Source organism: Streptomyces sp. NPDC050997 (genome assembly GCF_040660135.1).
Taxonomy (GTDB): Bacteria; Actinomycetota; Actinomycetes; order Streptomycetales; family Streptomycetaceae; genus Streptomyces.
On sequence record NZ_JBFAGK010000036.1, the window covers coordinates 14,182 to 35,953 of the forward strand.

The 21,772-nt window shown below is 67.1% G+C and carries 20 protein-coding genes and 1 pseudogene; 17 read left to right on the forward strand and 4 right to left on the reverse strand.

Translation table 11 applies throughout. The features are described 5' to 3' along the window. The first annotated feature begins 28 nt into the window (after nucleotides 1–28). The 7 genes from AB0H86_RS42150 (at nucleotide 29) to AB0H86_RS42180 (ending at nucleotide 11,477) form a co-directional block, all read left to right on the forward strand. Nucleotides 29–3,928, forward strand: coding sequence for a DNA-directed RNA polymerase subunit beta' (locus AB0H86_RS42150; protein ID WP_362451318.1), 3,900 nt, complete (start codon nucleotides 29–31; stop codon nucleotides 3,926–3,928). An 832-nt stretch (nucleotides 3,929–4,760) separates the two neighbouring features. Continuing rightward, nucleotides 4,761–5,225, forward strand: a complete 465-nt coding sequence (locus tag AB0H86_RS42155) for a DUF1707 and DUF4190 domain-containing protein (protein WP_362451367.1) — start codon at nucleotides 4,761–4,763, stop codon at nucleotides 5,223–5,225. A gap of 401 nt (nucleotides 5,226–5,626) precedes the next feature. Continuing rightward, the gene (gene rpsL, locus AB0H86_RS42160) at nucleotides 5,627–5,998 is read left to right on the forward strand and encodes a 30S ribosomal protein S12 (protein ID WP_003948652.1); all 372 of its coding nucleotides are present in this window, start codon (nucleotides 5,627–5,629) and stop codon (nucleotides 5,996–5,998) included. A gap of 3 nt (nucleotides 5,999–6,001) precedes the next feature. Next, nucleotides 6,002–6,472: a 30S ribosomal protein S7 gene (gene rpsG / locus AB0H86_RS42165; protein WP_005481264.1), complete on the forward strand. Its 471-nt coding sequence runs from the start codon at nucleotides 6,002–6,004 to the stop codon at nucleotides 6,470–6,472. A gap of 39 nt (nucleotides 6,473–6,511) precedes the next feature. Next, nucleotides 6,512–8,641: an elongation factor G gene (gene fusA, locus AB0H86_RS42170; RefSeq protein ID WP_362451320.1), complete on the forward strand. Its 2,130-nt coding sequence runs from the start codon at nucleotides 6,512–6,514 to the stop codon at nucleotides 8,639–8,641. A 141-nt stretch (nucleotides 8,642–8,782) separates the two neighbouring features. Continuing rightward, a complete protein-coding gene (gene tuf / locus AB0H86_RS42175; RefSeq protein ID WP_362451321.1) occupies nucleotides 8,783–9,976 on the forward strand; it encodes an elongation factor Tu in 1,194 nt (397 codons plus the stop codon). A 283-nt stretch (nucleotides 9,977–10,259) separates the two neighbouring features. Further along, nucleotides 10,260–11,477, forward strand: coding sequence for an acyltransferase (locus AB0H86_RS42180; protein WP_362451323.1), 1,218 nt, complete (start codon nucleotides 10,260–10,262; stop codon nucleotides 11,475–11,477). A gap of 80 nt (nucleotides 11,478–11,557) precedes the next feature. Here AB0H86_RS42180 and AB0H86_RS42185 read toward each other — a convergent pair. The 3 genes and pseudogenes from AB0H86_RS42185 to AB0H86_RS42195 form a co-directional block, all read right to left on the reverse strand. Then, a pseudogene (locus tag AB0H86_RS42185) lies at nucleotides 11,558–12,643 on the reverse strand (right-handed parallel beta-helix repeat-containing protein); the annotation flags it as partial. A 308-nt stretch (nucleotides 12,644–12,951) separates the two neighbouring features. Beyond that, nucleotides 12,952–13,875: a helix-turn-helix domain-containing protein gene (locus AB0H86_RS42190; RefSeq protein ID WP_362451326.1), complete on the reverse strand. Its 924-nt coding sequence runs from the start codon at nucleotides 13,873–13,875 to the stop codon at nucleotides 12,952–12,954. 233 nt (nucleotides 13,876–14,108) lie between these two features. Next, nucleotides 14,109–14,588: an ATP-binding protein gene (locus tag AB0H86_RS42195; RefSeq protein WP_362451328.1), complete on the reverse strand. Its 480-nt coding sequence runs from the start codon at nucleotides 14,586–14,588 to the stop codon at nucleotides 14,109–14,111. A gap of 158 nt (nucleotides 14,589–14,746) precedes the next feature. On the opposite strand from AB0H86_RS42195, the gene AB0H86_RS42200 reads away from it, so the two are divergent. Next, nucleotides 14,747–15,622, forward strand: coding sequence for a helix-turn-helix transcriptional regulator (locus AB0H86_RS42200; RefSeq protein WP_362451331.1), 876 nt, complete (start codon nucleotides 14,747–14,749; stop codon nucleotides 15,620–15,622). Continuing rightward, nucleotides 15,619–15,828, forward strand: a complete 210-nt coding sequence (locus tag AB0H86_RS42205) for a DUF397 domain-containing protein (RefSeq protein ID WP_362451334.1) — start codon at nucleotides 15,619–15,621, stop codon at nucleotides 15,826–15,828. Before AB0H86_RS42200 ends, AB0H86_RS42205 begins: the two co-directional genes overlap by 4 nt. Nucleotides 15,829–15,900: 72 nt before the next feature. On the opposite strand, the gene AB0H86_RS42210 is transcribed toward AB0H86_RS42205, so the two are convergent. Next, a complete protein-coding gene (locus AB0H86_RS42210; RefSeq protein ID WP_362451336.1) occupies nucleotides 15,901–16,722 on the reverse strand; it encodes a hypothetical protein in 822 nt (273 codons plus the stop codon). A gap of 603 nt (nucleotides 16,723–17,325) precedes the next feature. Between AB0H86_RS42210 and rpsJ the strand changes: the two genes are divergently transcribed. Genes rpsJ through rpsC form a run of 8 tightly spaced genes read left to right on the forward strand, consistent with a single transcriptional unit; the run spans nucleotide 17,326 to nucleotide 21,770 of the window. After that, nucleotides 17,326–17,634 carry a 30S ribosomal protein S10 gene (gene rpsJ, locus AB0H86_RS42215; RefSeq protein WP_003948644.1) on the forward strand — a complete coding sequence of 103 codons (309 nt, stop codon included), beginning with the start codon at nucleotides 17,326–17,328 and terminating at the stop codon, nucleotides 17,632–17,634. Between the two features lie 17 nt (nucleotides 17,635–17,651). Then, complete coding sequence (gene rplC, locus AB0H86_RS42220) at nucleotides 17,652–18,296, forward strand: 50S ribosomal protein L3 (protein ID WP_362451338.1); 645 nt, start codon at nucleotides 17,652–17,654, stop codon at nucleotides 18,294–18,296. A 7-nt stretch (nucleotides 18,297–18,303) separates the two neighbouring features. After that, nucleotides 18,304–18,960: a 50S ribosomal protein L4 gene (gene rplD, locus AB0H86_RS42225; RefSeq protein ID WP_362451340.1), complete on the forward strand. Its 657-nt coding sequence runs from the start codon at nucleotides 18,304–18,306 to the stop codon at nucleotides 18,958–18,960. Beyond that, nucleotides 18,960–19,379, forward strand: a complete 420-nt coding sequence (gene rplW / locus AB0H86_RS42230) for a 50S ribosomal protein L23 (RefSeq protein WP_362451342.1) — start codon at nucleotides 18,960–18,962, stop codon at nucleotides 19,377–19,379. Before rplD ends, rplW begins: the two co-directional genes overlap by 1 nt. 38 nt (nucleotides 19,380–19,417) lie before the next feature. Further along, complete coding sequence (gene rplB, locus AB0H86_RS42235; protein ID WP_362451344.1) at nucleotides 19,418–20,254, forward strand: 50S ribosomal protein L2; 837 nt, start codon at nucleotides 19,418–19,420, stop codon at nucleotides 20,252–20,254. Between the two features lie 12 nt (nucleotides 20,255–20,266). Beyond that, nucleotides 20,267–20,548, forward strand: a complete 282-nt coding sequence (gene rpsS, locus AB0H86_RS42240; RefSeq protein WP_057607913.1) for a 30S ribosomal protein S19 — start codon at nucleotides 20,267–20,269, stop codon at nucleotides 20,546–20,548. A gap of 41 nt (nucleotides 20,549–20,589) precedes the next feature. Further along, nucleotides 20,590–20,937 (forward strand): 50S ribosomal protein L22, encoded by a 348-nt coding sequence (rplV, locus tag AB0H86_RS42245; protein WP_030619142.1) that lies wholly within the window; start codon nucleotides 20,590–20,592, stop codon nucleotides 20,935–20,937. Further along, nucleotides 20,937–21,770, forward strand: coding sequence for a 30S ribosomal protein S3 (gene rpsC, locus AB0H86_RS42250; RefSeq protein ID WP_362451346.1), 834 nt, complete (start codon nucleotides 20,937–20,939; stop codon nucleotides 21,768–21,770). Before rplV ends, rpsC begins: the two co-directional genes overlap by 1 nt. Nucleotides 21,771–21,772 lie beyond the last annotated feature (2 nt).

Consider the following 21,772-nt stretch of genomic DNA (forward strand, 5'->3'; position numbering starts at 1 on the left):
TTACAACCCTGAGAGGGATTGACGCATAGTGCTCGACGTCAACTTCTTCGATGAGCTCCGGATCGGTCTGGCCACCGCTGACGACATCCGTCAGTGGAGCCACGGCGAGGTCAAGAAGCCTGAGACCATCAACTACCGCACCCTCAAGCCCGAAAAGGACGGACTCTTCTGCGAGAAGATCTTCGGTCCGACCCGGGACTGGGAGTGCTACTGCGGCAAGTACAAGCGTGTCCGGTTCAAGGGCATCATCTGTGAGCGCTGCGGCGTCGAGGTGACTCGCGCCAAGGTGCGTCGTGAGCGGATGGGCCACATCGAGTTGGCCGCCCCCGTCACGCACATCTGGTACTTCAAGGGTGTCCCGTCGCGTCTGGGCTACCTGCTCGACCTGGCGCCCAAGGACCTCGAGAAGGTCATCTACTTCGCGGCGTACATGATCACGTTCGTCGACGATGAGCGCCGTACGCGTGACCTGCCCTCCCTGGAGGCGCATGTCTCCGTCGAGCGGCAGCAGGTCGAGAACCGCCGGGACTCCGACCTGGAGGCCCGCGCCAAGAAGCTCGAGACCGACCTGGCCGAGCTGGAGGCCGAGGGCGCCAAGGCCGACGTGCGCCGCAAGGTGCGCGAAGGTGCCGAGCGGGAGATGAAGCAGCTGCGTGACCGTGCGCAGCGCGAGATCGACCGTCTCGACGAGGTGTGGACCCGGTTCAAGAACCTGAAGGTCCAGGACCTGGAGGGCGACGAGCTCCTCTACCGCGAGCTGCGTGACCGCTTCGGCACGTACTTCGACGGTTCGATGGGTGCCGCGGCGCTGCAGAAGCGCCTGGAGTCCTTCGACCTGGACGAGGAGGCCGAGCGCCTCCGCGAGATCATCCGTACCGGCAAGGGCCAGAAGAAGACCCGTGCGCTCAAGCGCCTCAAGGTCGTCTCCGCGTTCCTGCAGACCAGCAACAGCCCCAAGGGCATGGTTCTGGACTGCGTGCCGGTGATCCCGCCGGACCTGCGTCCGATGGTGCAGCTGGACGGTGGCCGCTTCGCGACCTCCGACCTGAACGACCTGTACCGCCGTGTGATCAACCGGAACAACCGACTGAAGCGCCTTCTCGACCTCGGTGCGCCCGAGATCATCGTGAACAACGAGAAGCGCATGCTTCAGGAGGCCGTCGACGCGCTGTTCGACAACGGCCGTCGTGGTCGCCCGGTCACGGGCCCCGGCAACCGTCCGCTGAAGTCGCTGTCCGACATGCTCAAGGGCAAGCAGGGCCGCTTCCGTCAGAACCTGCTCGGCAAGCGAGTCGACTACTCGGCGCGTTCCGTGATCGTCGTCGGTCCGCAGCTGAAGCTGCACCAGTGCGGTCTGCCGAAGGCGATGGCGCTGGAGCTCTTCAAGCCGTTCGTGATGAAGCGCCTGGTCGACCTGAACCACGCGCAGAACATCAAGAGCGCCAAGCGGATGGTCGAGCGCGGCCGCACGGTCGTGTACGACGTCCTCGAAGAGGTCATCGCGGAGCACCCGGTTCTGCTGAACCGTGCGCCCACCCTGCACCGCCTCGGCATCCAGGCCTTCGAGCCGCAGCTGGTCGAGGGCAAGGCCATCCAGATCCACCCGCTCGTCTGCACCGCGTTCAACGCGGACTTCGACGGTGACCAGATGGCCGTGCACCTGCCGCTGTCCGCGGAGGCGCAGGCCGAGGCCCGCATCCTGATGCTGTCCTCGAACAACATCCTCAAGCCCGCCGACGGCCGTCCGGTGACGATGCCGACCCAGGACATGGTCCTCGGTCTGTTCTTCCTCACCACCGACGGCGAGCTGCGCAACGTCAAGGGCGAGGGCCGGTCCTTCGGCTCCGCGGCCGAGGCGATCATGGCGTTCGACGCCGGCGAGCTCTCGCTGCAGTCGCGCGTGGACATCCGCTTCCCGGTGGGCACCATCCCGCCGCGCGGCTGGACCCCGCCGGCCCGTGAAGAGGGCGACCCGGAGTGGCAGCAGGGTGACACCTTCCGCCTGAACACCACGCTGGGTCGTGCGCTCTTCAACGAGCTGCTGCCCGAGGACTACCCGTTCGTCGACTACGAGGTCGGCAAGAAGCAGCTCTCCGAGATCGTCAACGACCTCGCCGAGCGCTACCCCAAGGTCATCGTGGCGGCGACGCTCGACAACCTGAAGGCGGCCGGCTTCTACTGGGCGACCCGATCCGGCGTCACCGTGGCCATCTCCGACATCGTCGTTCCCGACGCGAAGCGCGCGATCGTCAAGGGCTACGAGGACCAGGACGAGAAGGTCCAGAAGCAGTACGAGCGCGGTCTGATCACCAAGGACGAGCGCACGCAGGAGCTCATCGCGATCTGGACCAAGGCGACCAACGAGGTCGCCGAGGCGATGAACGCGAACTTCCCGAAGACCAACCCGGTCGCGATGATGGTCAGCTCGGGCGCTCGCGGAAACATGATGCAGATGCGTCAGATCGCCGGTATGCGTGGTCTGGTGTCGAACGCGAAGAACGAGACCATCCCGCGTCCCATCAAGGCCTCGTTCCGTGAGGGTCTGTCCGTGCTGGAGTACTTCATCTCCACGCACGGTGCCCGTAAGGGTCTGGCGGACACCGCCCTGCGTACCGCCGACTCGGGTTACCTGACCCGTCGTCTGGTGGACGTCTCGCAGGACGTCATCATCCGCGAGGAGGACTGCGGCACCGAGCGCGGTCTGAAGCTGAAGATCGCCACGCGCGGCGCCGACGGCGTGCTGCGCAAGACGGACGACGTCGAGACCAGCGTCTACGCCCGCATGCTCGCCGAGGACGTCGTCATCGACGGCAAGGTGATCGCGCCGGCCAACGTGGACCTGGGCGACGTGCTCATCGACCAGCTCGTGCACCACGGTGTGGAGGAGGTCAAGACCCGTTCGATCCTGACCTGCGAGTCCCACGTCGGCACCTGCGCGATGTGCTACGGCCGTTCGCTGGCCACCGGCAAGCTGGTCGACATCGGTGAGGCGGTCGGCATCATCGCCGCCCAGTCCATCGGTGAGCCCGGCACCCAGCTGACGATGCGTACCTTCCACACCGGTGGTGTGGCCGGTGACGACATCACCCAGGGTCTGCCGCGTGTCGTCGAGCTCTTCGAGGCCCGTACCCCGAAGGGTGTCGCCCCGATCTCCGAGGCCAACGGCCGCGTGCGGATCGAGGAGACCGAGAAGACCAAGAAGATCGTCATCACGCCGGACGACGGCAGCGACGAGACGGCGTTCCCGATCTCGAAGCGCGCCCGACTCCTGGTCAGCGAGGGCGAGCACGTCGAGGTGGGCCAGAAGCTCACCGTGGGTGCCACCAACCCGCACGACGTGCTGCGCATCCTGGGCCAGCGTGCCGTCCAGGTCCACCTGGTCGGCGAGGTCCAGAAGGTCTACAACTCGCAGGGTGTGTCGATCCACGACAAGCACATCGAGATCATCATCCGGCAGATGCTGCGCCGCGTGACGATCATCGAGTCCGGCGACGCCGAGCTGCTGCCCGGCGAGCTGGTCGAGCGCTCGAAGTTCGAGCAGGAGAACCGTCGTGTGGTCCAGGAGGGCGGTCACCCGGCCTCCGGTCGTCCGCAGCTCATGGGCATCACCAAGGCCTCGCTGGCCACGGAGTCCTGGCTGTCGGCGGCGTCCTTCCAGGAGACGACCAGGGTTCTGACGGACGCGGCGATCAACGCCAAGTCCGACTCCCTGATCGGCCTCAAGGAGAACGTCATCATCGGTAAGCTCATCCCGGCCGGTACGGGTCTGTCCCGTTACCGCAACATCCGGGTCGAGCCGACCGAGGAGGCCAAGGCCGCGATGTACTCGGCCGTCGGCTACGACGACATCGACTACTCGCCGTTCGGCACGGGCTCCGGTCAGGCTGTGCCGCTGGAGGACTACGACTACGGTCCGTACAACCAGTAAGCGAGCGGCTTGAAGTCAGCAGTTCGAGTCGAAGGGCGGTCACCTCTCGGGGTGGCCGCCCTTCGGCGCGTCCGCGACCGGTCCGGTCGCAGCGCCGAGCGGCGGCTGGCGGGCCGCACCCGGTCTCAGCCTGGCGTTCCGGCGGGCCTCCAACGGCGCGCGTGCCGGGCCCATGTGGCGCCCCCGGGGACGGGGCCCCGGGGGGTCCGCAGCCGGGCCTGGTGGTCGCGCTCGGCGGTGTCGCGGCACGGACGCAGCGAGCAGGCGACTCGTGACCCCTGCTGTTCGCCCAGCCACGGGGCATGGACCGCGGCCTCCCGTAGAGCCCGTTCGGCCTCGGCCTCGGCGCTCGCTTCGATGGGATGACGGCGGCATGACGACCGCGTCGACGGGCTCCAGCGCCGTCACGGTCGCCGAGCGGTGACGGCCGCTGAGCGCGGCACCCTCCCGGACCGTCGTTGTCCCACGCGCGAACCAGCCGACGTACGTGATGGAAGGGGCCACGCGAGAAACGGGCGACAATCGGCCGCCTGGCCGACGCGAGGCGTCCGCGCACACGGGTGTTGGCGCATCATGGAGACATCTCGCCGTCCGGGAGGTGCTTCCCGTGTCGTACCCGTCGTGGCAGCCGTGGCAGGACAAGGACGAGTCCCGGCCGGGGCTGGAGCAGCAGCCGGAGCACGGACCCGGGCTGGAGCAGCGGAGCTCGGGCCGCCCGCAGCCCCGGGAGCCCTCGCACTCCTCGCAGCCGTGGCAGCACCCGCAGCACCCGCAGCACCCGCAGCACTGGCAGACCGGGCCGCGGCCCTTGCCGAGTCCTGTCACCCCGTCCATGCTCGCCGCGCACGCCGACCGGGAGCGGGCCGTGGACGTGCTCAGAGCGGGGTACGGCGAGGGGCGGTTGGAGAAGGGGGAGTTCGACCAGCGGGTGGCGCGGGCCTACGCGGCCCGTACGGTGGGCGAGCTGGCTCTGCTCGTCGCCGACCTGCCCACGGGACCCGTACCGCAGCCGGGGGCCGCCCCCGCCGTTCCGTGGACGTTTCTGCCCGCACCGCGGCCGCGGACCAACGGGAAGGCCGTCGGAGCCGCCGTGTGCGGGCTGCTGTGTGTGCCGACCTTCGGGTTCACCGGACTGCCGGCGGTCATCCTCGGCCACGCGGCGCGTTCGGAGATCCGACGCAGCGGGGAGGGCGGTGACGGGCTCGCCATCACCGGACTGGTCCTCGGCTGGCTGTCCACCGCGGGCTGGGCGCTCGTCCTGACGCTGGTGCTGGTGGTAGGGATCACAGTCGGATAGGCCCGCGGTACGGAGGGCGGTCGGATGAACGCCCGCGGTGCGGCCAATGGCTGGATGAACACCCTCCGCGCGGTCACGAAGCGGTGGTCATCCGTGTGCGGTACGTGAAATCAAAGATCATCCACGGCGTTGGGACTTGACATGTCCCGCTTGGCGATGCGATCGCGGTCCTTCTGTTTTGACCGCAGCGTATGAGCTGGGTACGCTCATACCTTGTGCCTGGGGTGTGCCCTGGCTCTCGTGCGTGCCTTCAAACCGCATAGCGAGCCGTCACTGGCCACCGTAATCTGCGCCCTTCTCGTCTTACGGCGAGGGTCTACCGGATTCGACACACCCGACCGCGTGGGTCGGTGATGTTCCAGGTTAGCTTCACCATTCGGCACACAGAAACCGGAGAAGTAGTGCCTACGATCCAGCAGCTGGTCCGGAAGGGCCGGCAGGACAAGGTCGAGAAGAACAAGACGCCCGCACTCGAGGGTTCGCCCCAGCGTCGCGGCGTCTGCACGCGTGTGTTCACGACCACCCCGAAGAAGCCGAACTCGGCCCTGCGTAAGGTCGCGCGTGTGCGTCTGACCAGCGGGATCGAGGTCACTGCTTACATTCCGGGTGAGGGACACAACCTGCAGGAGCACTCCATCGTGCTCGTGCGTGGCGGTCGTGTGAAGGACCTGCCCGGTGTTCGCTACAAGATCATCCGCGGTTCGCTCGACACCCAGGGTGTCAAGAACCGCAAGCAGGCCCGCAGCCGCTACGGCGCCAAGAAGGAGAAGTAGAAAATGCCTCGTAAGGGCCCCGCCCCGAAGCGCCCGGTCATCATCGACCCGGTCTACGGTTCTCCTCTGGTGACCTCCCTCATCAACAAGGTGCTGCTGAACGGCAAGCGCTCCACCGCCGAGCGCATCGTGTACGGCGCCATGGAGGGCCTGCGCGAGAAGACCAGCAACGACCCGGTCATCACGCTGAAGCGCGCGCTGGAGAACATCAAGCCGACCCTCGAGGTCAAGTCCCGCCGTGTCGGTGGTGCGACGTACCAGGTTCCGATCGAGGTCAAGCCCGGTCGCGCCAACACGCTCGCGCTGCGCTGGCTGGTCGGTTACTCCCGCGCCCGTCGCGAGAAGACCATGACCGAGCGTCTGCTCAACGAGCTCCTCGACGCCTCCAACGGCCTTGGTGCCGCTGTGAAGAAGCGTGAGGACACCCACAAGATGGCCGAGTCCAACAAGGCCTTCGCGCACTACCGCTGGTAGTCGCTACCCCCATCGAGACCGAGAGAAGACGAAAGCCTTATGGCTACCACTTCACTTGACCTGGCCAAGGTCCGCAACATCGGGATCATGGCCCACATCGACGCGGGCAAGACGACCACCACCGAGCGGATCCTCTTCTACACCGGCGTCAGCTACAAGATCGGTGAAGTCCACGACGGCGCTGCCACCATGGACTGGATGGAGCAGGAGCAGGAGCGTGGCATCACGATCACCTCTGCTGCCACCACCTGTCACTGGCCCCTCGAGGACAACGACTACACCATCAACATCATCGACACCCCCGGGCACGTCGACTTCACGGTCGAGGTGGAGCGTTCGCTCCGCGTCCTCGACGGTGCCGTCACGGTGTTCGACGGTGTCGCGGGTGTCGAGCCGCAGTCCGAGACGGTGTGGCGTCAGGCCGACCGTTACGGCGTGCCGCGCATCTGCTTCGTGAACAAGCTGGACCGTACCGGCGCCGAGTTCCACCGCTGCGTGGACATGATCTCGGATCGCCTGGGCGCCGTGCCGCTCATCATGCAGCTGCCGATCGGCGCCGAGGCCGACTTCAAGGGCGTCGTGGACCTGGTCCGCATGAAGGCGCTCGTGTGGTCCGCCGAGGCCGCCAAGGGCGAGATGTACGACACCGTCGACATCCCGGCCACGCACACCGAGGCTGCCGAGGAGTACCGCGGCAAGCTGGTCGAGGCCGTCGCGGAGAACGACGACGAGATCATGGAGCTGTTCCTGGAGGGCCAGGAGCCCACCGAGGAGCAGCTGTACGCCGCGATCCGTCGCGTCACCATCGCGTCCGGCAAGTCCGACGGCGTCACCGTCACCCCGGTGTTCTGTGGCACCGCGTTCAAGAACAAGGGCGTCCAGCCCCTGCTCGACGCGGTCGTGCGCTACCTGCCGACCCCGCTCGACGTCGAGGCCATTGAGGGCCACGACGTGAAGGACCCCGAGCTGGTCGTCAAGCGCAAGCCGTCGGTCGACGAGCCGCTGTCCGCGCTCGCGTTCAAGATCATGAGCGACCCGCACCTGGGCAAGCTCACCTTCGTCCGGGTTTACTCGGGCCGCCTGGAGACCGGCACCGCGGTGCTGAACTCCGTCAAGGGCAAGAAGGAGCGCATCGGCAAGATCTACCGCATGCACGCGAACAAGCGTGAGGAGATCGAGTCGGTGGGCGCCGGCGACATCGTCGCCGTCATGGGCCTGAAGCAGACCACCACCGGTGAGACGCTGTGCGACGACAAGCAGCCGGTGATCCTGGAGTCCATGGACTTCCCGGCGCCGGTCATCCAGGTCGCCATCGAGCCCAAGTCCAAGGGTGACCAGGAGAAGCTGGGTGTCGCCATCCAGCGTCTCGCGGAGGAGGACCCCTCCTTCCACGTCCACTCGGACGAGGAGACGGGCCAGACCATCCTCGGTGGTATGGGCGAGCTGCACCTCGAGGTGCTGGTCGACCGTATGAAGCGCGAGTTCCGCGTCGAGGCCAACGTCGGTAAGCCGCAGGTCGCATACCGTGAGACGATCCGCAAGGCCGTCGAGCGCGTGGACTACACCCACAAGAAGCAGACCGGTGGTACCGGTCAGTTCGCCAAGGTGCAGATCGCGATCGAGCCCATCACCGAGGCCGACGGCCCGGCGTACGAGTTCGTGAACAAGGTCACCGGTGGTCGTATCCCGAGGGAGTACATCCCCTCGGTCGACGCCGGTGCGCAGGAGGCCATGCAGTTCGGCATCCTCGCCGGCTACGAGATGACCGGTGTCCGCGTGACGCTGATCGACGGTGGCTACCACGAGGTCGACTCCTCCGAGCTGGCGTTCAAGATCGCCGGTTCGCAGGCCTTCAAGGAGGCCGCCCGCAAGGCCAGCCCCGTGCTGCTCGAGCCGATGATGGCCGTTGAGGTCACCACGCCCGAGGACTACATGGGTGAGGTCATCGGCGACATCAACTCCCGCCGTGGTCAGATCCAGGCCATGGAGGAGCGTGCCGGTGCCCGCCTCGTGAAGGGCCTCGTGCCCCTCTCGGAGATGTTCGGCTACGTCGGCGACCTCCGCAGCAAGACCTCGGGTCGCGCGAGCTACTCGATGCAGTTCGACTCCTACGCCGAGGTTCCGCGGAACGTCGCCGAGGAGATCATCGCGAAGGCCAAGGGCGAGTAACACACCCCGTTTACACGCTTTAGGCTTGACACCGACCGCCGGGTCTCACCCGGTAGGGGAAACCCGGCGGGCGGCACCCCAGCAAAGATCACCTGGCGCCGATGAGTAAGGCGTACCAGAACCACTCCACAGGAGGACCCAGTGGCGAAGGCGAAGTTCGAGCGGACTAAGCCGCACGTCAACATCGGCACCATCGGTCACATCGACCACGGTAAGACGACCCTCACGGCCGCCATTACCAAGGTGCTGCATGACGCGTTCCCGGACCTGAACGAGGCATCGGCGTTCGACCAGATCGACAAGGCTCCCGAGGAGCGCCAGCGCGGTATCACCATCTCCATCGCGCATGTCGAGTACCAGACGGAGACCCGTCACTACGCCCACGTCGACTGCCCCGGTCACGCGGACTACATCAAGAACATGATCACGGGTGCGGCGCAGATGGACGGCGCCATCCTCGTGGTCGCCGCCACCGACGGCCCGATGCCGCAGACCAAGGAGCACGTGCTCCTGGCCCGCCAGGTCGGCGTTCCGTACATCGTCGTCGCGCTGAACAAGGCCGACATGGTGGACGACGAGGAGATCCTGGAGCTCGTCGAGCTCGAGGTTCGTGAGCTCCTCTCCGAGTACGAGTTCCCGGGCGACGACCTGCCGGTCGTCAAGGTCTCGGCGCTCAAGGCGCTCGAGGGCGACAAGGAGTGGGGCAACTCCGTCCTCGAGCTGATGAAGGCCGTCGACGAGGCGATCCCGGAGCCCGAGCGCGACGTCGACAAGCCGTTCCTCATGCCGATCGAGGACGTCTTCACGATCACCGGTCGCGGTACGGTCGTCACCGGCCGTATCGAGCGTGGTGTCCTGAAGGTCAACGAGACCGTCGACATCATCGGCATCAAGACCGAGAAGACCACCACCACGGTCACCGGTATCGAGATGTTCCGCAAGCTGCTCGACGAGGGCCAGGCCGGTGAGAACGTCGGTCTGCTCCTCCGTGGCATCAAGCGCGAGGATGTCGAGCGCGGCCAGGTCATCATCAAGCCGGGCTCGGTCACCCCGCACACCGAGTTCGAGGCGCAGGCCTACATCCTGTCCAAGGACGAGGGTGGCCGTCACACGCCGTTCTTCAACAACTACCGTCCGCAGTTCTACTTCCGTACGACGGACGTGACCGGCGTCGTGACCCTCCCCGAGGGCACCGAGATGGTCATGCCGGGTGACAACACCGAGATGAAGGTGGAGCTCATCCAGCCCGTCGCCATGGAAGAGGGCCTGAAGTTCGCCATCCGTGAGGGTGGCCGGACGGTCGGCGCCGGCCAGGTCACCAAGATCAACAAGTAACTTTGTTGACTTGACCTGGTAGCTCCAGCGCGAGCTCCTGAAGGGGCCCGTACGACTTCGGTCGTACGGGCCCTTTCGTCTGTCGGCGTCCGTCTGTTCGGTCTCCGGGCGTCAAGTGAAGTGTCGGAGAACTCTGTAGGGCGTCTTGGCGAGAGTTGCGGCAACTCCCCGGCGCCCGCGTGTGGAATGTTCTTGTCTGTTCGCTGTGGGGTGTTTGGGGCGGCCGTAGCGTGAGCGGTCCGGCGACCGCCCCGGCCCGGGATTCCCTCGTGAGGACGGACAGGTGTCGATGCGCGGCGCGGACAGTGGGACGTCGATACCGCGACGAGTGGTCGGAGACCTGCAACAGCCGCTTCCCCCGCTCGCCCTGCCCGGACAGCTACAGCACCCGCAGCCCGCCAGGGCGGGCCGCCACACCGCCGTACGGGAGCGCGTGGGCCGTCGGCTGTACGCCGTCGACGGCATCCGTCTGCTCGCCGCCCTGATGGTCGCCATGCACCACTACGCCGGCACCAGCCGCGTCAACCAGCCGGGCAACGCGATCTGGGGCCGGCCGGTGTCCGACATCATGCCCACGGTGTTCCGCCTCTCCTCCTACGGCTGGATCGGCGTCGAGATCTTCTTCGTGATCAGCGGCTTCGTGATCTGCATGTCGTGCTGGGGCCGCACCCCACGCCAGTTCTTCGTCTCCCGGGTGATCCGGCTCTACCCGGCGTACTGGTTCGCGGTGCTGTTCACCACCGGCGTCCTGGTCGCGGTCCCCGGGGTGTGGGAACGGCCGCGGATGCGCGAGGTCCTGCTCAACCTCACGATGCTGCAGTCCGGTTCGGGCGTGGCCAACGTCGATGGCGTGTACTGGACGCTCTGGTCCGAGCTGCGTTTCTACCTGCTGTTCCTGGTGGTCGTCGCCACCGGGCTGACGTACCGCAAGGTCGTGCTCTTCTGCTGTGTGTGGGGCGCGGCCGCGATGCTCGCCCCGGTGTCGGGGCTGCCGCTGCTGGAGCTGGTCGCCAACCCCGAAGGAGCCTGGTACTTCATCGCGGGGCTGGCGCTGTACCTCATGCACCGTTTCGGCCAGGACCTGTTGCTGTGGGGCATCCTCGCGATGGCCTGGCTGATGGGCCAGTTGGAGCTGGGACAGCGGATCGACGAGGTCGAGCATGTCTCCGGCTGGCGGGGGAGCGTGCTGATCTTCACGGTCTTCCTGCTGCTGATGGTGGCCGTCGCCCTGGGCGCGACCGACCGCGTCCGCTGGAAGTGGCTGGTGACGGCGGGCGCGCTCACGTATCCGCTCTACCTGATCCACTACGCGGCCGGTACGGCGATGATCAACCGCCTCCGGGACACCATGGACGCGCGGTTGCTGGTCGTGGTGGTGCTGGCCGGGTTCCTGGCGCTCAGCTGGCTGGTGCACCGGTTCGTGGAGCGGCCGGTGGCCGGGATGGTGAAGCGCGGGCTGGACACGTCGTTCGCACGCATGCGGAACGCGCGGGCGGGTTGACCGACGCGGTCGAGGGGCCTCGGGTCCGGCGAAGGGGCCGTACGACCAAGAAGTCGTACGGCCCCTTCACCGCCGTCGGGCTACGGCGTCACCACCTTGCCGCCGAGGGTCACGGCGAGGCGGCCGTCCGAGGCGAAGGACCAGCCAAGGGCGCCGGAGTACGAGGAGCACCGGGAGCCGTTCGTGCCGGTCCAGAACTGGTTGGAAGTGTCGGCGTCGCCGATGGTCCTGTCGTTCGAGCCGCTGACGCTGAACCGGCACGAGGTGTTGTTCCGGTACACATGGGTGCCGGCGTCGAACGAGAAGTTGCGCTGGGCGTTGTCGATGCTCGCGTTGTTCGAGATCGCCATCTTGCCGGGGTTGCTGTTGTACGTGAAGCCGTGCTTGCCGTTGCGGTAGGCGATGTTGTGCTGCACGACGTGGTTGACCGCGATGTCGTCGCCGCCGAGCTTGTAGCCGTTGCGGTCGCCGTTGGAGTTCACGGTGCCGTCGCTCAGGGTGCCGTTGGTGTAGGCGAGGGAGTACTCGATGGTCACCGGGCCGATGGCGCCCGTGTCGGGCTTGGTGTACAGGTCCCAGCCGTCGTCGATGTTGTTGTGGGAGACGTCGTAACGGAAGACGTTCCCGGTACCGGTGGTGAGCTTCGCGGCGAAGCCGTCGGCGTCCTCACCGTCGGAGTCGGCGTTGTCGTGCGACTCCGAGCTCACGATCAGGTTGTTCGACGGCCACTGGGAGCTCGGGGTGCTGGACGAGATGCGGCCCAACTGCAGTCCCGTGTCGCGGTTGTACCTCGTCACCGTGCGCTCGATGACGTTGTTGCTGCCGCCGACGTAGATCCCGTTGTCCCCGGCGCGCTCGACGGTGAGGCCGTAGAAGCGCCAGTAGTCGGCGTTCAGCTGGAGCCCGCGGTTCGACGAACTCTCGCTCTGGGCCGAGAAGTTGAGCACCGGTTTCTCGCCGGAGTAGGCGGTCAGGGTGGTACGGCCGCTGGAGGTGCCGTTGCTGCCCGCCGGGATCGTGATCGTCGACGAGTAGTTGTACGTCCCGCCGCGCACGTAGATGGTGCCGCCGGGGGCGATGCGGCTGATCGCCGTGGCGAGCGTGGTGGGCGCCGACTGTGTGCCGGCCGCGCTGTCGGTGCCGCTCGGCGAGACGTACTGGGTGGTGCTCGCGGCCTGAGCCGGTGCGCCGGACAGCGCGACGAGCGCGCCGGCCAGCAGGCTGACACATGCGATGACGGGTCTCACTTGCATGGTGGTGCCTCCGGGTTCATCCGTGACCTGGGGTGCCGTGCAAGAGAAAGCGCTTTCTCGGGTTCCTGGATGGGAACGTAAGGCGCTTGCCGTGGACGCGTCAATATATGGGTACGTGATTCTTGTTCATACCTGCGAACGCAAAATTCCTTACGTACTGTCCTCGGGCTACCCCTGAGGTGTGGGTCTGACCGTCGAAGTCGCGTGTCTCGTACGGTAGTTCAGGCCGCTGCGTCGTGATCGAGTCCCTCATCGCGGCAGTCGCGGCAGTAGGCCCCTGGGCGGGGACTGCGGATCGCGCGTTCGCAGCCCTCGCAGTTGTGGAATGGCGGAGGGGCGGCGGGCTGCCTGCCGCCGGGTGGCGGTGTGGCCGGCGCAGGCGGCGGCAGCAACTCGGTGAGGCGGTGGGCGAGGAGCGCCGCCGGGTTGCGGACGGGCTCCCGGGGGAGGTCCGCGGTCAGGGCGTGGCGTACGGCGTCGGGGCGGACGTCGCGTTCGATCCAGGCGGCTACGGCCGGGGCGAGGTGGCGGACGGCGCGTTCGGAGAGGAGGAGGCGGGGGTCGTGGTGGTGGAGCGTCGCGAGGAGGGCGGTGGCTGTGCGGTGGCGGTCCAGGTCGGGGGTCCGGGGTTCGGGGAGTGGGGCTTTGGGGGTGGGGGTCGGGGCGGGGACGGCTTCGGGCGCGGGTTGAGTCTCAGGTGCGGGTGTGGCTTCGGGGCGGGGAGGCCGTGGCGGGGATGCCTCCCTCGGGGGCGGTGGGGGAGTGGGACGTACTTTGGGGTGAGGGGGCTGGCCGGTCTGGGGCTGGTTGTACGACACCGTGTGCGTGACGATGCGGCCGCTCGGGAGGCGCTCGCGGATGCGGGCCAGGTAGCCGTGGGCTTCGAGTTCGCGCAGGGCGGCGGCGATACGGGTCTCGCCCTCGGGGAAGCGGGCGGCCAGGGTCTTGATGTCGACACGGGCATGGGCGGGCAGCGACTGGATGTGGAGGGCGAGGCCCATCGCGGTGAGGGAGAGCTGCCGGTGCTGGGCGAGGTGGTTGCCGACGACCGTGTACCGGGTGGTGTGCGGAGTGTTGATGTGGGTGATGCCGCGAGGATTGAGCGGCTGCGCGCAGGAGGGCGCGCTAAGGTTTTGCGTATCCATCGGGAAGCTCCTACTTCCTCGGTGGTCAGGCCCTCGATCGGGATGCCAGTCCCGGCCGGGGGCCGTCGCATGTCTGGGGTTGTGGTCGGTCGCGGCGAGCATATGCCAGCGAACCGGCCTGAAATCCAGCTGAGTTGAGGATTGCCACTCTTCCGGGTGACCAGGGTTTCTGTGGGGGATCGGTGGGGTGGGGTGGGGTTGGTAATTGCCCCAGGGTCATGGAAAAGCTTTGATCACGCGTGGGGCCGGGCGGTGGAGAACCGGGGCGGGGCGGGGCGCGATCCGGTGGCGCGGAACTCCGCTTCGGCCCAGACGGTCTTGCGCGGGGCGGGGCCGTGGGCCACTCCCCAGCGGTCGGCGAGGGCGTCCACGATGAGGAGGCCGCGGCCGGACTCGCCGTCCAGGTCGGCTTCTTGGACGTACGGCAGCCGGTCACCGCGGGTGTCGGTCACCTCGATGCGAAGGGTGCCGCCGATCACGTAGAGCGTCAGCCGGAAGTCCCGCCCCGGTACGCGGCCGTGGGTGACGGCATTGGCCGCCAGCTCGGCCACGATGTGCTCCGCCGGGTCCAACGGGATTCCCCAGGTCCGGAGTTGTTCCGTGGCGAGGAGACGGGCGAGGCGCGCGCCACGGGGTGTGGACGACAGGAGCTGACTGAAGTTGCGGATGGGGCTGTCGAGTTGGGCCGTGGGGGCGGCGGTTTCTTGATTCACATCACTCAGCGTGGCCGCACATGCCTACCGTGGATAGTGACTGCGCCGTTGCGTACGGTGACTGTCCGGAGTTTGTCCGGCCGTGTCCGGGCTGTCGGAGTGCTCCGTACGGGTACAGGCGTGGCGGTACGACTGGGTACGGCGGAGGGGCGCGCGGGATGTCGGTGGACGCGGACGCGGGACGGCTCAAGAGCGAGGCGGACGAGCCGGGTTGGGAGGTGGACCCGGACGACGAGTGGGGCGTCGCGGTCATCACCACCGTGGGGCGGCAGTTGAAGCTGCGGCGGGAGGCGGTAGGGATGCGGGCCGCCGAGTTCGGGGTGTCGGTGGGGTATGGGGAGGACCTCGTCTACAAGATCGAGGGCGGGAAGCGGATTCCCCGGCAGGAGTATCTGGACAAGGCCGACGAGGTGTTGGAGGCGGGCGGACTCATCGCGGCGGCTTGGGAGGACGTGAAGAGGGTCCGGTATCCGAAGAAGGTTCGGGAACTGGGCAAGCTGGAGGGCAAGGCGGTGGAGATCGCTCTGTACGAGTGCCACATCATCGCGGGGCTATTGCAGACGCCGGATCACGCACGAGCTGTGATCGGGGCAGCGCAGCCGCCGTACTCGCTGGACGATGTGGAACGGATGGTGGCGGCTCGTCTGGCCCGGCAGTCGATCTTCGAACGCTCACCTGCTCCAGCACTCAGCTTCGTTCTGGAAGAGGGGGTTCTGCGACGTCCCATCGGAGGCACAATGGTGTGGCAGCAGCAGCTTGAACGTCTGCTGGAGGTAGGGCGGTTGCATAACGTCGTGCTTCAGGTGATGCCGATGAGCTGCGACACCCACTCCGGTCTGGACGGTCGGATCGAGCTGTTGAAGTTCGCGGACGGTACGGCGGTGGGTCGCTCCGACGGTGCGTTCAACGGCCGACCGACCCCCGAGCCTAAACACCTGCGCATCCTTGAGCTGCGGTATGGCACCATCCGGGCTCAGGCGCTCTCTCCGCGGGAGTCGCTGGTCCTCATCGAGCAACTGCTGGGAGAAGCATGATCCACAAGACCACTGCCGGGGACGCCTCCGAGCTGGCGTGGTTCAAGAGCAGCTACAGCGGCGGCAACGACGGCAACTCCTGCGTCGAGATCGCCCGCACTCCCGGCACCATCCACGTCCGCGACTCCAAGACCGTCGCAGGCCCACAACTGGCCATGGCGCCCGAGGCATGGGCGGACTTCGTGACGTACGCGTCGGGGAGCTGACCACGCACGCCCTCGCCCTGCGCCTGACGACCTGGCTGCAGGAGCGCGTCCGAAGGCCCTTTGCCGGGCTGCTCAAGGCGAGACGTCTGCCACGTCGCCGCTGCGGGCCGCAGGAATCGTCCCCTCCGCGACCAGCTCCGCCACGGTGTCACCGTGGTTGCGGACCAGGTAGTCCATGGCGTGCTCGGTCGAGGACTGGTACTCCAACTGCTCGCCGTAGAAGCGCAGCCGTGCCTGACAGTCCTCGATGATCTCGCCCCACGTTTTGACCCAGATTCGGAACCTCGGCTGGGAGAGCGCACATCCCGGCATGCGGTCATGCTGGTGGGCGAGCTGCCGCAGCCCTTCGTCCATGCCGTTGGCGACCAGCCAGAAATCCCAGGTCACTGCCGTGTCGCGGAACCTGTCAGCCTTCACGACGGCCTGGGCGTAGCTGTTGATCTGTCCGAACTCGGTCATGGTCAGGACCGTGCTCGGCCTCTTCAGCTCGACGACGAGATGGTGTCGCTCCGTCTTTCCTTGCCGCGCAGCCTGGGAGAGCATCAGGTCGACTCGGCCGCGACGCCCGTCCTCCGTCAAAACGGCCTCCGCGGGTACGAGATCCCCGCGACCGAGGAGCCGGCAGTGCCGGCGGAGGACCTCGTCCAGGCTGCGGTCGCTCGCGTGCAGGCCGTACTCCTCGCCGAAGACCCAGCACTCCATCTCCAGGATGCGGTGCAGTTCACGCTGCTCCTTGACGCGCTGTTCGGCTTCCTTGTCGAAGACCAGGTGCTCCAGGGAGGCCAGGAAGTCCAGCCGGTTCGTGGCTGTCGCGGACGCCTTGACCAGAGCCGACAATGGTGTGCGGTCCAGGAGCCTGTGCTCCCTACTGGTCTTCAGCCGAACCTTGACCATGACGTGGGCCTTCCTCCCGAGCACTCCCCAGAGAGGGAGGCGGAGGCCAGGATGTGAGGCTCCGGACCGCTGGACCCGCGGAACCGCCGGGGAATCACCCGTCGGGGTGATCAAGGAGCCGCCGCGCCGCAACCAGGAGCCGGGACCAGCGGGCCCATGCCCGCGTCTCCTTGGTTTGAGCTGCGTCACCCTCGGGGTATTGTCTCCGGCTCGATTGGCCAGGCCGCTGCCCCATATGGCAGACTGTCGGAGTTGCTCGGTCGAGCGTTGATGCTGCGCGCCTCCCGCCGGGAGGACCGAAAGCGAGTCCCACAGTACTCGTCGTCCCAACTGCCAATAGGCAGCGCTGGGGCGGACGTACGGGAATCTTTCGGGAAGTGTCAGTGCAGCGCCGTCCAGGCACCCGGTGGTCACGCGTCAGCAGGTCGGACGCAGCGCCCCGACTTGCGGTTCCGGAAGGGCCGTGCTTTCCCGGACGGGATGTTCCAGAGATGGGACATCTGTGTCAGTGAGAGCGCGACACACCCGACCGCGTGGGTCGGTGAGTGAGTGTGCGGAACACCGGGTTCCAGAGCGTTACGAGAGACAGGACTACTAGTAGCCATGGCGGGACAGAAGATCCGCATCCGGCTCAAGGCCTACGACCACGAGGTCATCGACAGCTCGGCGAAGAAGATCGTCGAGACGGTGACGCGTACTGGTGCGTCGGTCGCGGGCCCGGTGCCGCTGCCCACTGAGAAGAACGTGTACTGCGTCATCAAGTCGCCGCACAAGTACAAGGACTCGCGCGAGCACTTCGAGATGCGCACGCACAAGCGCCTGATCGACATCCTCGACCCGACCCCCAAGACCGTTGACTCTCTGATGCGACTCGACCTCCCGGCCGGTGTCGACATCGAGATCAAGCTCTGAAGGCCGGTGATCTGAGAATGGCTAAGCAGATCAAGGGCATCCTGGGCGAGAAGCTCGGCATGACGCAGGTGTGGGACGCGAACAACCGTGTCGTCCCGGTCACCGTCGTCAAGGCCGGTCCGAACGTCGTGACCCAGGTCCGTACGAATGACAGTGACGGCTACGAGTCGGTCCAGATCGCCTTCGGCGAGATTGACCCGCGCAAGGTGAACAAGCCCCTCAAGGGTCACTTCGCCAAGGCCGACGTCACCCCCCGCCGCCACCTCGTCGAGATCCGCACCGCGGACGCCTCCGAGTACACGCTGGGCCAGGAGATCTCCGCCGAGGTCTTCGAGGCCGGCGTCAAGGTGGACGTGACCGGCAAGAGCAAGGGCAAGGGCTTCGCCGGTGTCATGAAGCGTCACAACTTCAAGGGCCTCGGCGCCGGACACGGCACCCAGCGCAAGCACCGCTCGCCCGGTTCCATCGGTGGCTGCGCCACCCCGGGCCGCGTGTTCAAGGGCCTCCGCATGGCGGGTCGCATGGGCAACGAGCGGGTCACCACCCAGAACCTGACCGTCCATGCCGTTGACGCGGAGAAGGGTCTGCTGCTCATCAAGGGCGCGGTTCCCGGTCCGAACGGCGGCCTCGTCCTGGTCCGCACCGCGGCCAAGGGGGCCTGAGGTACCGATGAGCACTGTTGACATCCTTTCGCCTGCAGGCGAGAAGACCGGAAGCGTCGAGCTCCCCGCGGAGATCTTCGGCGTGGAGAAGATCAGCATCCCGCTGATCCACCAGGTCGTCGTCGCGCAGAACGCCGCTGCCCGTCAGGGCACGCACAAGACCAAGCGTCGCGGTGAAGTCCGTGGTGGCGGTAAGAAGCCTTACCGTCAGAAGGGCACCGGCCGCGCGCGCCAGGGTTCGACCCGCGCGCCGCAGTTCGCCGGCGGTGGCGTCGTCCACGGCCCGCAGCCGCGTGACTACTCGCAGCGGACCCCGAAGAAGATGAAGGCCGCGGCCCTGCGCCACGCCCTCACCGACCGGGCCCGCCACGACCGCATCCACGTCGTCACCGGCGTGATCGAGGGCGAGAACCCCTCCACGAAGGCCGCCAAGACGCTGTTCGGCAAGATCTCGGAGCGCAAGAACGTGCTCCTGGTCATCGACCGCGCCGACGAGGCCGCGTGGCTCTCCGCCCGCAACCTGCCCCAGGTCCACATCCTGGAGCCGGGCCAGCTGAACACGTACGACGTGATCGTCTCCGACGACGTGGTCTTCACCCAGGCCGCTTTCGAGTCCTTCGTGTCCGGCCCGCAGGCCACTGACACCGAAGGGAGCGAAGCCTGATGGCTACGCGTCACCCGAGCATCGCCTCGAAGGCCGCCAAGGCCAAGAAGGTCGCGCGCGTCGCCAAGGCGCGCCGCCACGAGGCCGAGGGCAAGAACACCGTCGTCACCCCGGCGAGCAAGGCCTTCACGGACCACCGTGACGTCCTGCTGAAGCCGGTCGTGTCGGAGAAGAGCTACGCGCTGCTCGACGAGGGCAAGTACACCTTCATCGTCGCGCCCGGCGCCAACAAGACCCAGATCAAGCAGGCCGTCCAGGCGGTCTTCTCGGTCAAGGTCACCGGGGTCAACACGATCAACCGCCAGGGCAAGCGCAAGCGCACCAAGACCGGGTTCGGTCAGCGCGCGGGCTCCAAGCGCGCGATCGTGACCCTCGCCGAGGGCGACCGTATCGACATCTTCGGCGGTCCGACCGCTTAAGCGGGTCGGATCGTCCGATATCGGACGAGGACTGAGAAATGGGAATCCGCAAGTACAAGCCGACTACGCCGGGCCGTCGTGGCTCCAGCGTCGCCGACTTCGTCGAGGTCACGCGGTCCACGCCGGAGAAGTCGCTGGTCCGCCCGCTGCACAGCAAGGGCGGCCGTAACAACGCCGGTCGTGTGACCGTTCGCCACCAAGGTGGCGGACACAAGCGCGCCTACCGAGTGATCGACTTCCGTCGTCACGACAAGGACGGCGTGCCGGCGAAGGTCGCGCACATCGAGTACGACCCCAACCGCACCGCGCGTATCGCGCTGCTGCACTACGCCGACGGCGAGAAGCGCTACATCCTCGCCCCGCGCAACCTGCAGCAGGGCGACCGTGTGGAGAACGGTCCTGGGGCCGACATCAAGCCGGGCAACAACCTGGCCCTCCGCAACATCCCGGTCGGTACCACGATCCACGCGATCGAGCTCCGTCCCGGTGGCGGTGCCAAGTTCGCCCGCTCCGCCGGTGCCTCCGTGCAGCTGCTCGCGAAGGAGGGCCAGATGGCCCACCTCCGCATGCCTTCCGGTGAGATCCGCCTGGTCGACGTGCGCTGCCGCGCCACCGTCGGCGAGGTCGGCAACGCCGAGCAGAGCAACATCAACTGGGGCAAGGCCGGCCGCAAGCGCTGGCTGGGCGTTCGCCCGACCGTTCGCGGTGTGGCGATGAACCCGGTCGACCACCCGCACGGTGGTGGTGAGGGCAAGACCTCCGGTGGTCGCCACCCGGTCTCGCCGTGGGGTCAGAAGGAGGGTCGTACTCGTTCGCCGAAGAAGGCTTCGAGCAAGTACATCGTCCGCCGCCGCAAGACGAACAAGAAGCGCTAGGAGCGGGTTTAGATGCCGCGCAGTCTCAAGAAGGGGCCCTTCGTCGACGACCACCTGATCAAGAAGGTGGACGCCCAGAACGAAGCCGGTTCCAAGAACGTCATCAAGACCTGGTCCCGTCGCTCCATGATCGTGCCGGCCATGCTCGGCCACACGCTCGCGGTGCACAACGGCAAGACCCACATTCCGGTGTTTGTCACCGAGTCGATGGTCGGCCACAAGCTCGGCGAGTTCTCGCCGACGCGCACCTTCCGGGGTCACGTCAAGGACGACCGGAAGTCGAAGCGCCGCTAACGCGGGGTGGAATGACCATGACAGACACTGGAAGGACAACCATGGAAGCCAGGGCCCAGGCGCGGTACATCCGCGTCACGCCCATGAAGGCCCGCCGCGTGGTGGACCTTATCCGTGGCATGGACGCCACGGAGGCTCAGGCGGTCCTGCGTTTCGCCCCGCAGGCCGCGAGCGTGCCGGTTGGCAAGGTGCTTGACAGCGCCATTGCCAACGCCGCACACAACTACGACCACACCGACGCCGACAGCCTCGTCATCTCTGAGGCGTACGTCGACGAGGGTCCGACCCTGAAGCGGTTCCGTCCGCGTGCCCAGGGCCGTGCCTACCGGATCCGCAAGCGGACCAGCCACATCACTGTGGTCGTCAGCAGCAAGGAAGGAACCCGGTAATGGGCCAGAAGGTAAACCCGCACGGGTTCCGGCTCGGCATCACCACCGACTTCAAGTCGCGTTGGTACGCCGACAAGCTGTACAAGGACTACGTCAAGGAAGACGTCGCCATCCGTCGGATGATGACGTCCGGCATGGAGCGCGCCGGCATCTCGAAGGTGGAGATCGAGCGCACTCGTGACCGCGTCCGTGTGGACATCCACACGGCCCGTCCGGGCATCGTCATCGGCCGCCGTGGCGCCGAGGCCGACCGCATCCGCGGTGACCTCGAGAAGCTCACGGGCAAGCAGGTCCAGCTGAACATCCTCGAGGTCAAGAGCCCCGAGACGGACGCTCAGCTGGTTGCCCAGGCCGTCGCCGAGCAGCTCTCCTCCCGCGTCTCCTTCCGTCGCGCCATGCGTAAGAGCATGCAGGGCACGATGAAGGCCGGCGCCAAGGGCATCAAGATCCAGTGCGGTGGCCGCCTCGGCGGCGCCGAGATGTCCCGCTCGGAGTTCTACCGCGAGGGCCGTGTGCCCCTGCACACGCTCCGCGCGAACGTGGACTACGGCTTCTTCGAGGCCAAGACGACCTTCGGCCGCATCGGCGTGAAGGTCTGGATCTACAAGGGCGATGTCAAGAACATCGCCGAGGTCCGCGCCGAGAACGCCGCTGCCCGCGCCGGCAACCGCCCGGCCCGTGGTGGCGGCGGCGCCGACCGCCCGGCCCGTGGCGGCCGTGGTGGCGAGCGCGGCGGTCGCGGTCGCAAGCCGCAGCAGGCTCCCGCTGCCGAGGCCCCCAAGGCCGAGGCTCCGGCTGCCGCTCCGGCTGAGAGCACCGGAACGGAGGCCTGACC

Bases quoted from the DNA above. Each gene is read 5' to 3' on its own strand.
- AB0H86_RS42155 (WP_362451367.1), top strand. From the start codon at position 4,761: ATGCTCGCCGCGCACGCCGACCGGGAGCGGGCCGTGGACGTGCTCAGA.
- rpsG (WP_005481264.1), top strand. From the start codon at position 6,002: ATGCCTCGTAAGGGCCCCGCCCCGAAGCGCCCGGTCATCATCGACCCG.
- fusA (WP_362451320.1), top strand. From the start codon at position 6,512: ATGGCTACCACTTCACTTGACCTGGCCAAGGTCCGCAACATCGGGATC.
- AB0H86_RS42190 (WP_362451326.1), bottom strand. From the start codon at position 13,875: ATGGATACGCAAAACCTTAGCGCGCCCTCCTGCGCGCAGCCGCTCAAT.
- AB0H86_RS42200 (WP_362451331.1), top strand. From the start codon at position 14,747: ATGTCGGTGGACGCGGACGCGGGACGGCTCAAGAGCGAGGCGGACGAG.
- AB0H86_RS42205 (WP_362451334.1), top strand. From the start codon at position 15,619: ATGATCCACAAGACCACTGCCGGGGACGCCTCCGAGCTGGCGTGGTTC.
- AB0H86_RS42210 (WP_362451336.1), bottom strand. From the start codon at position 16,722: ATGGTCAAGGTTCGGCTGAAGACCAGTAGGGAGCACAGGCTCCTGGAC.
- rpsJ (WP_003948644.1), top strand. From the start codon at position 17,326: ATGGCGGGACAGAAGATCCGCATCCGGCTCAAGGCCTACGACCACGAG.
- rplC (WP_362451338.1), top strand. From the start codon at position 17,652: ATGGCTAAGCAGATCAAGGGCATCCTGGGCGAGAAGCTCGGCATGACG.
- rplD (WP_362451340.1), top strand. From the start codon at position 18,304: ATGAGCACTGTTGACATCCTTTCGCCTGCAGGCGAGAAGACCGGAAGC.
- rplW (WP_362451342.1), top strand. From the start codon at position 18,960: ATGGCTACGCGTCACCCGAGCATCGCCTCGAAGGCCGCCAAGGCCAAG.
- rplB (WP_362451344.1), top strand. From the start codon at position 19,418: ATGGGAATCCGCAAGTACAAGCCGACTACGCCGGGCCGTCGTGGCTCC.
- rpsS (WP_057607913.1), top strand. From the start codon at position 20,267: ATGCCGCGCAGTCTCAAGAAGGGGCCCTTCGTCGACGACCACCTGATC.
- rplV (WP_030619142.1), top strand. From the start codon at position 20,590: ATGGAAGCCAGGGCCCAGGCGCGGTACATCCGCGTCACGCCCATGAAG.
- rpsC (WP_362451346.1), top strand. From the start codon at position 20,937: ATGGGCCAGAAGGTAAACCCGCACGGGTTCCGGCTCGGCATCACCACC.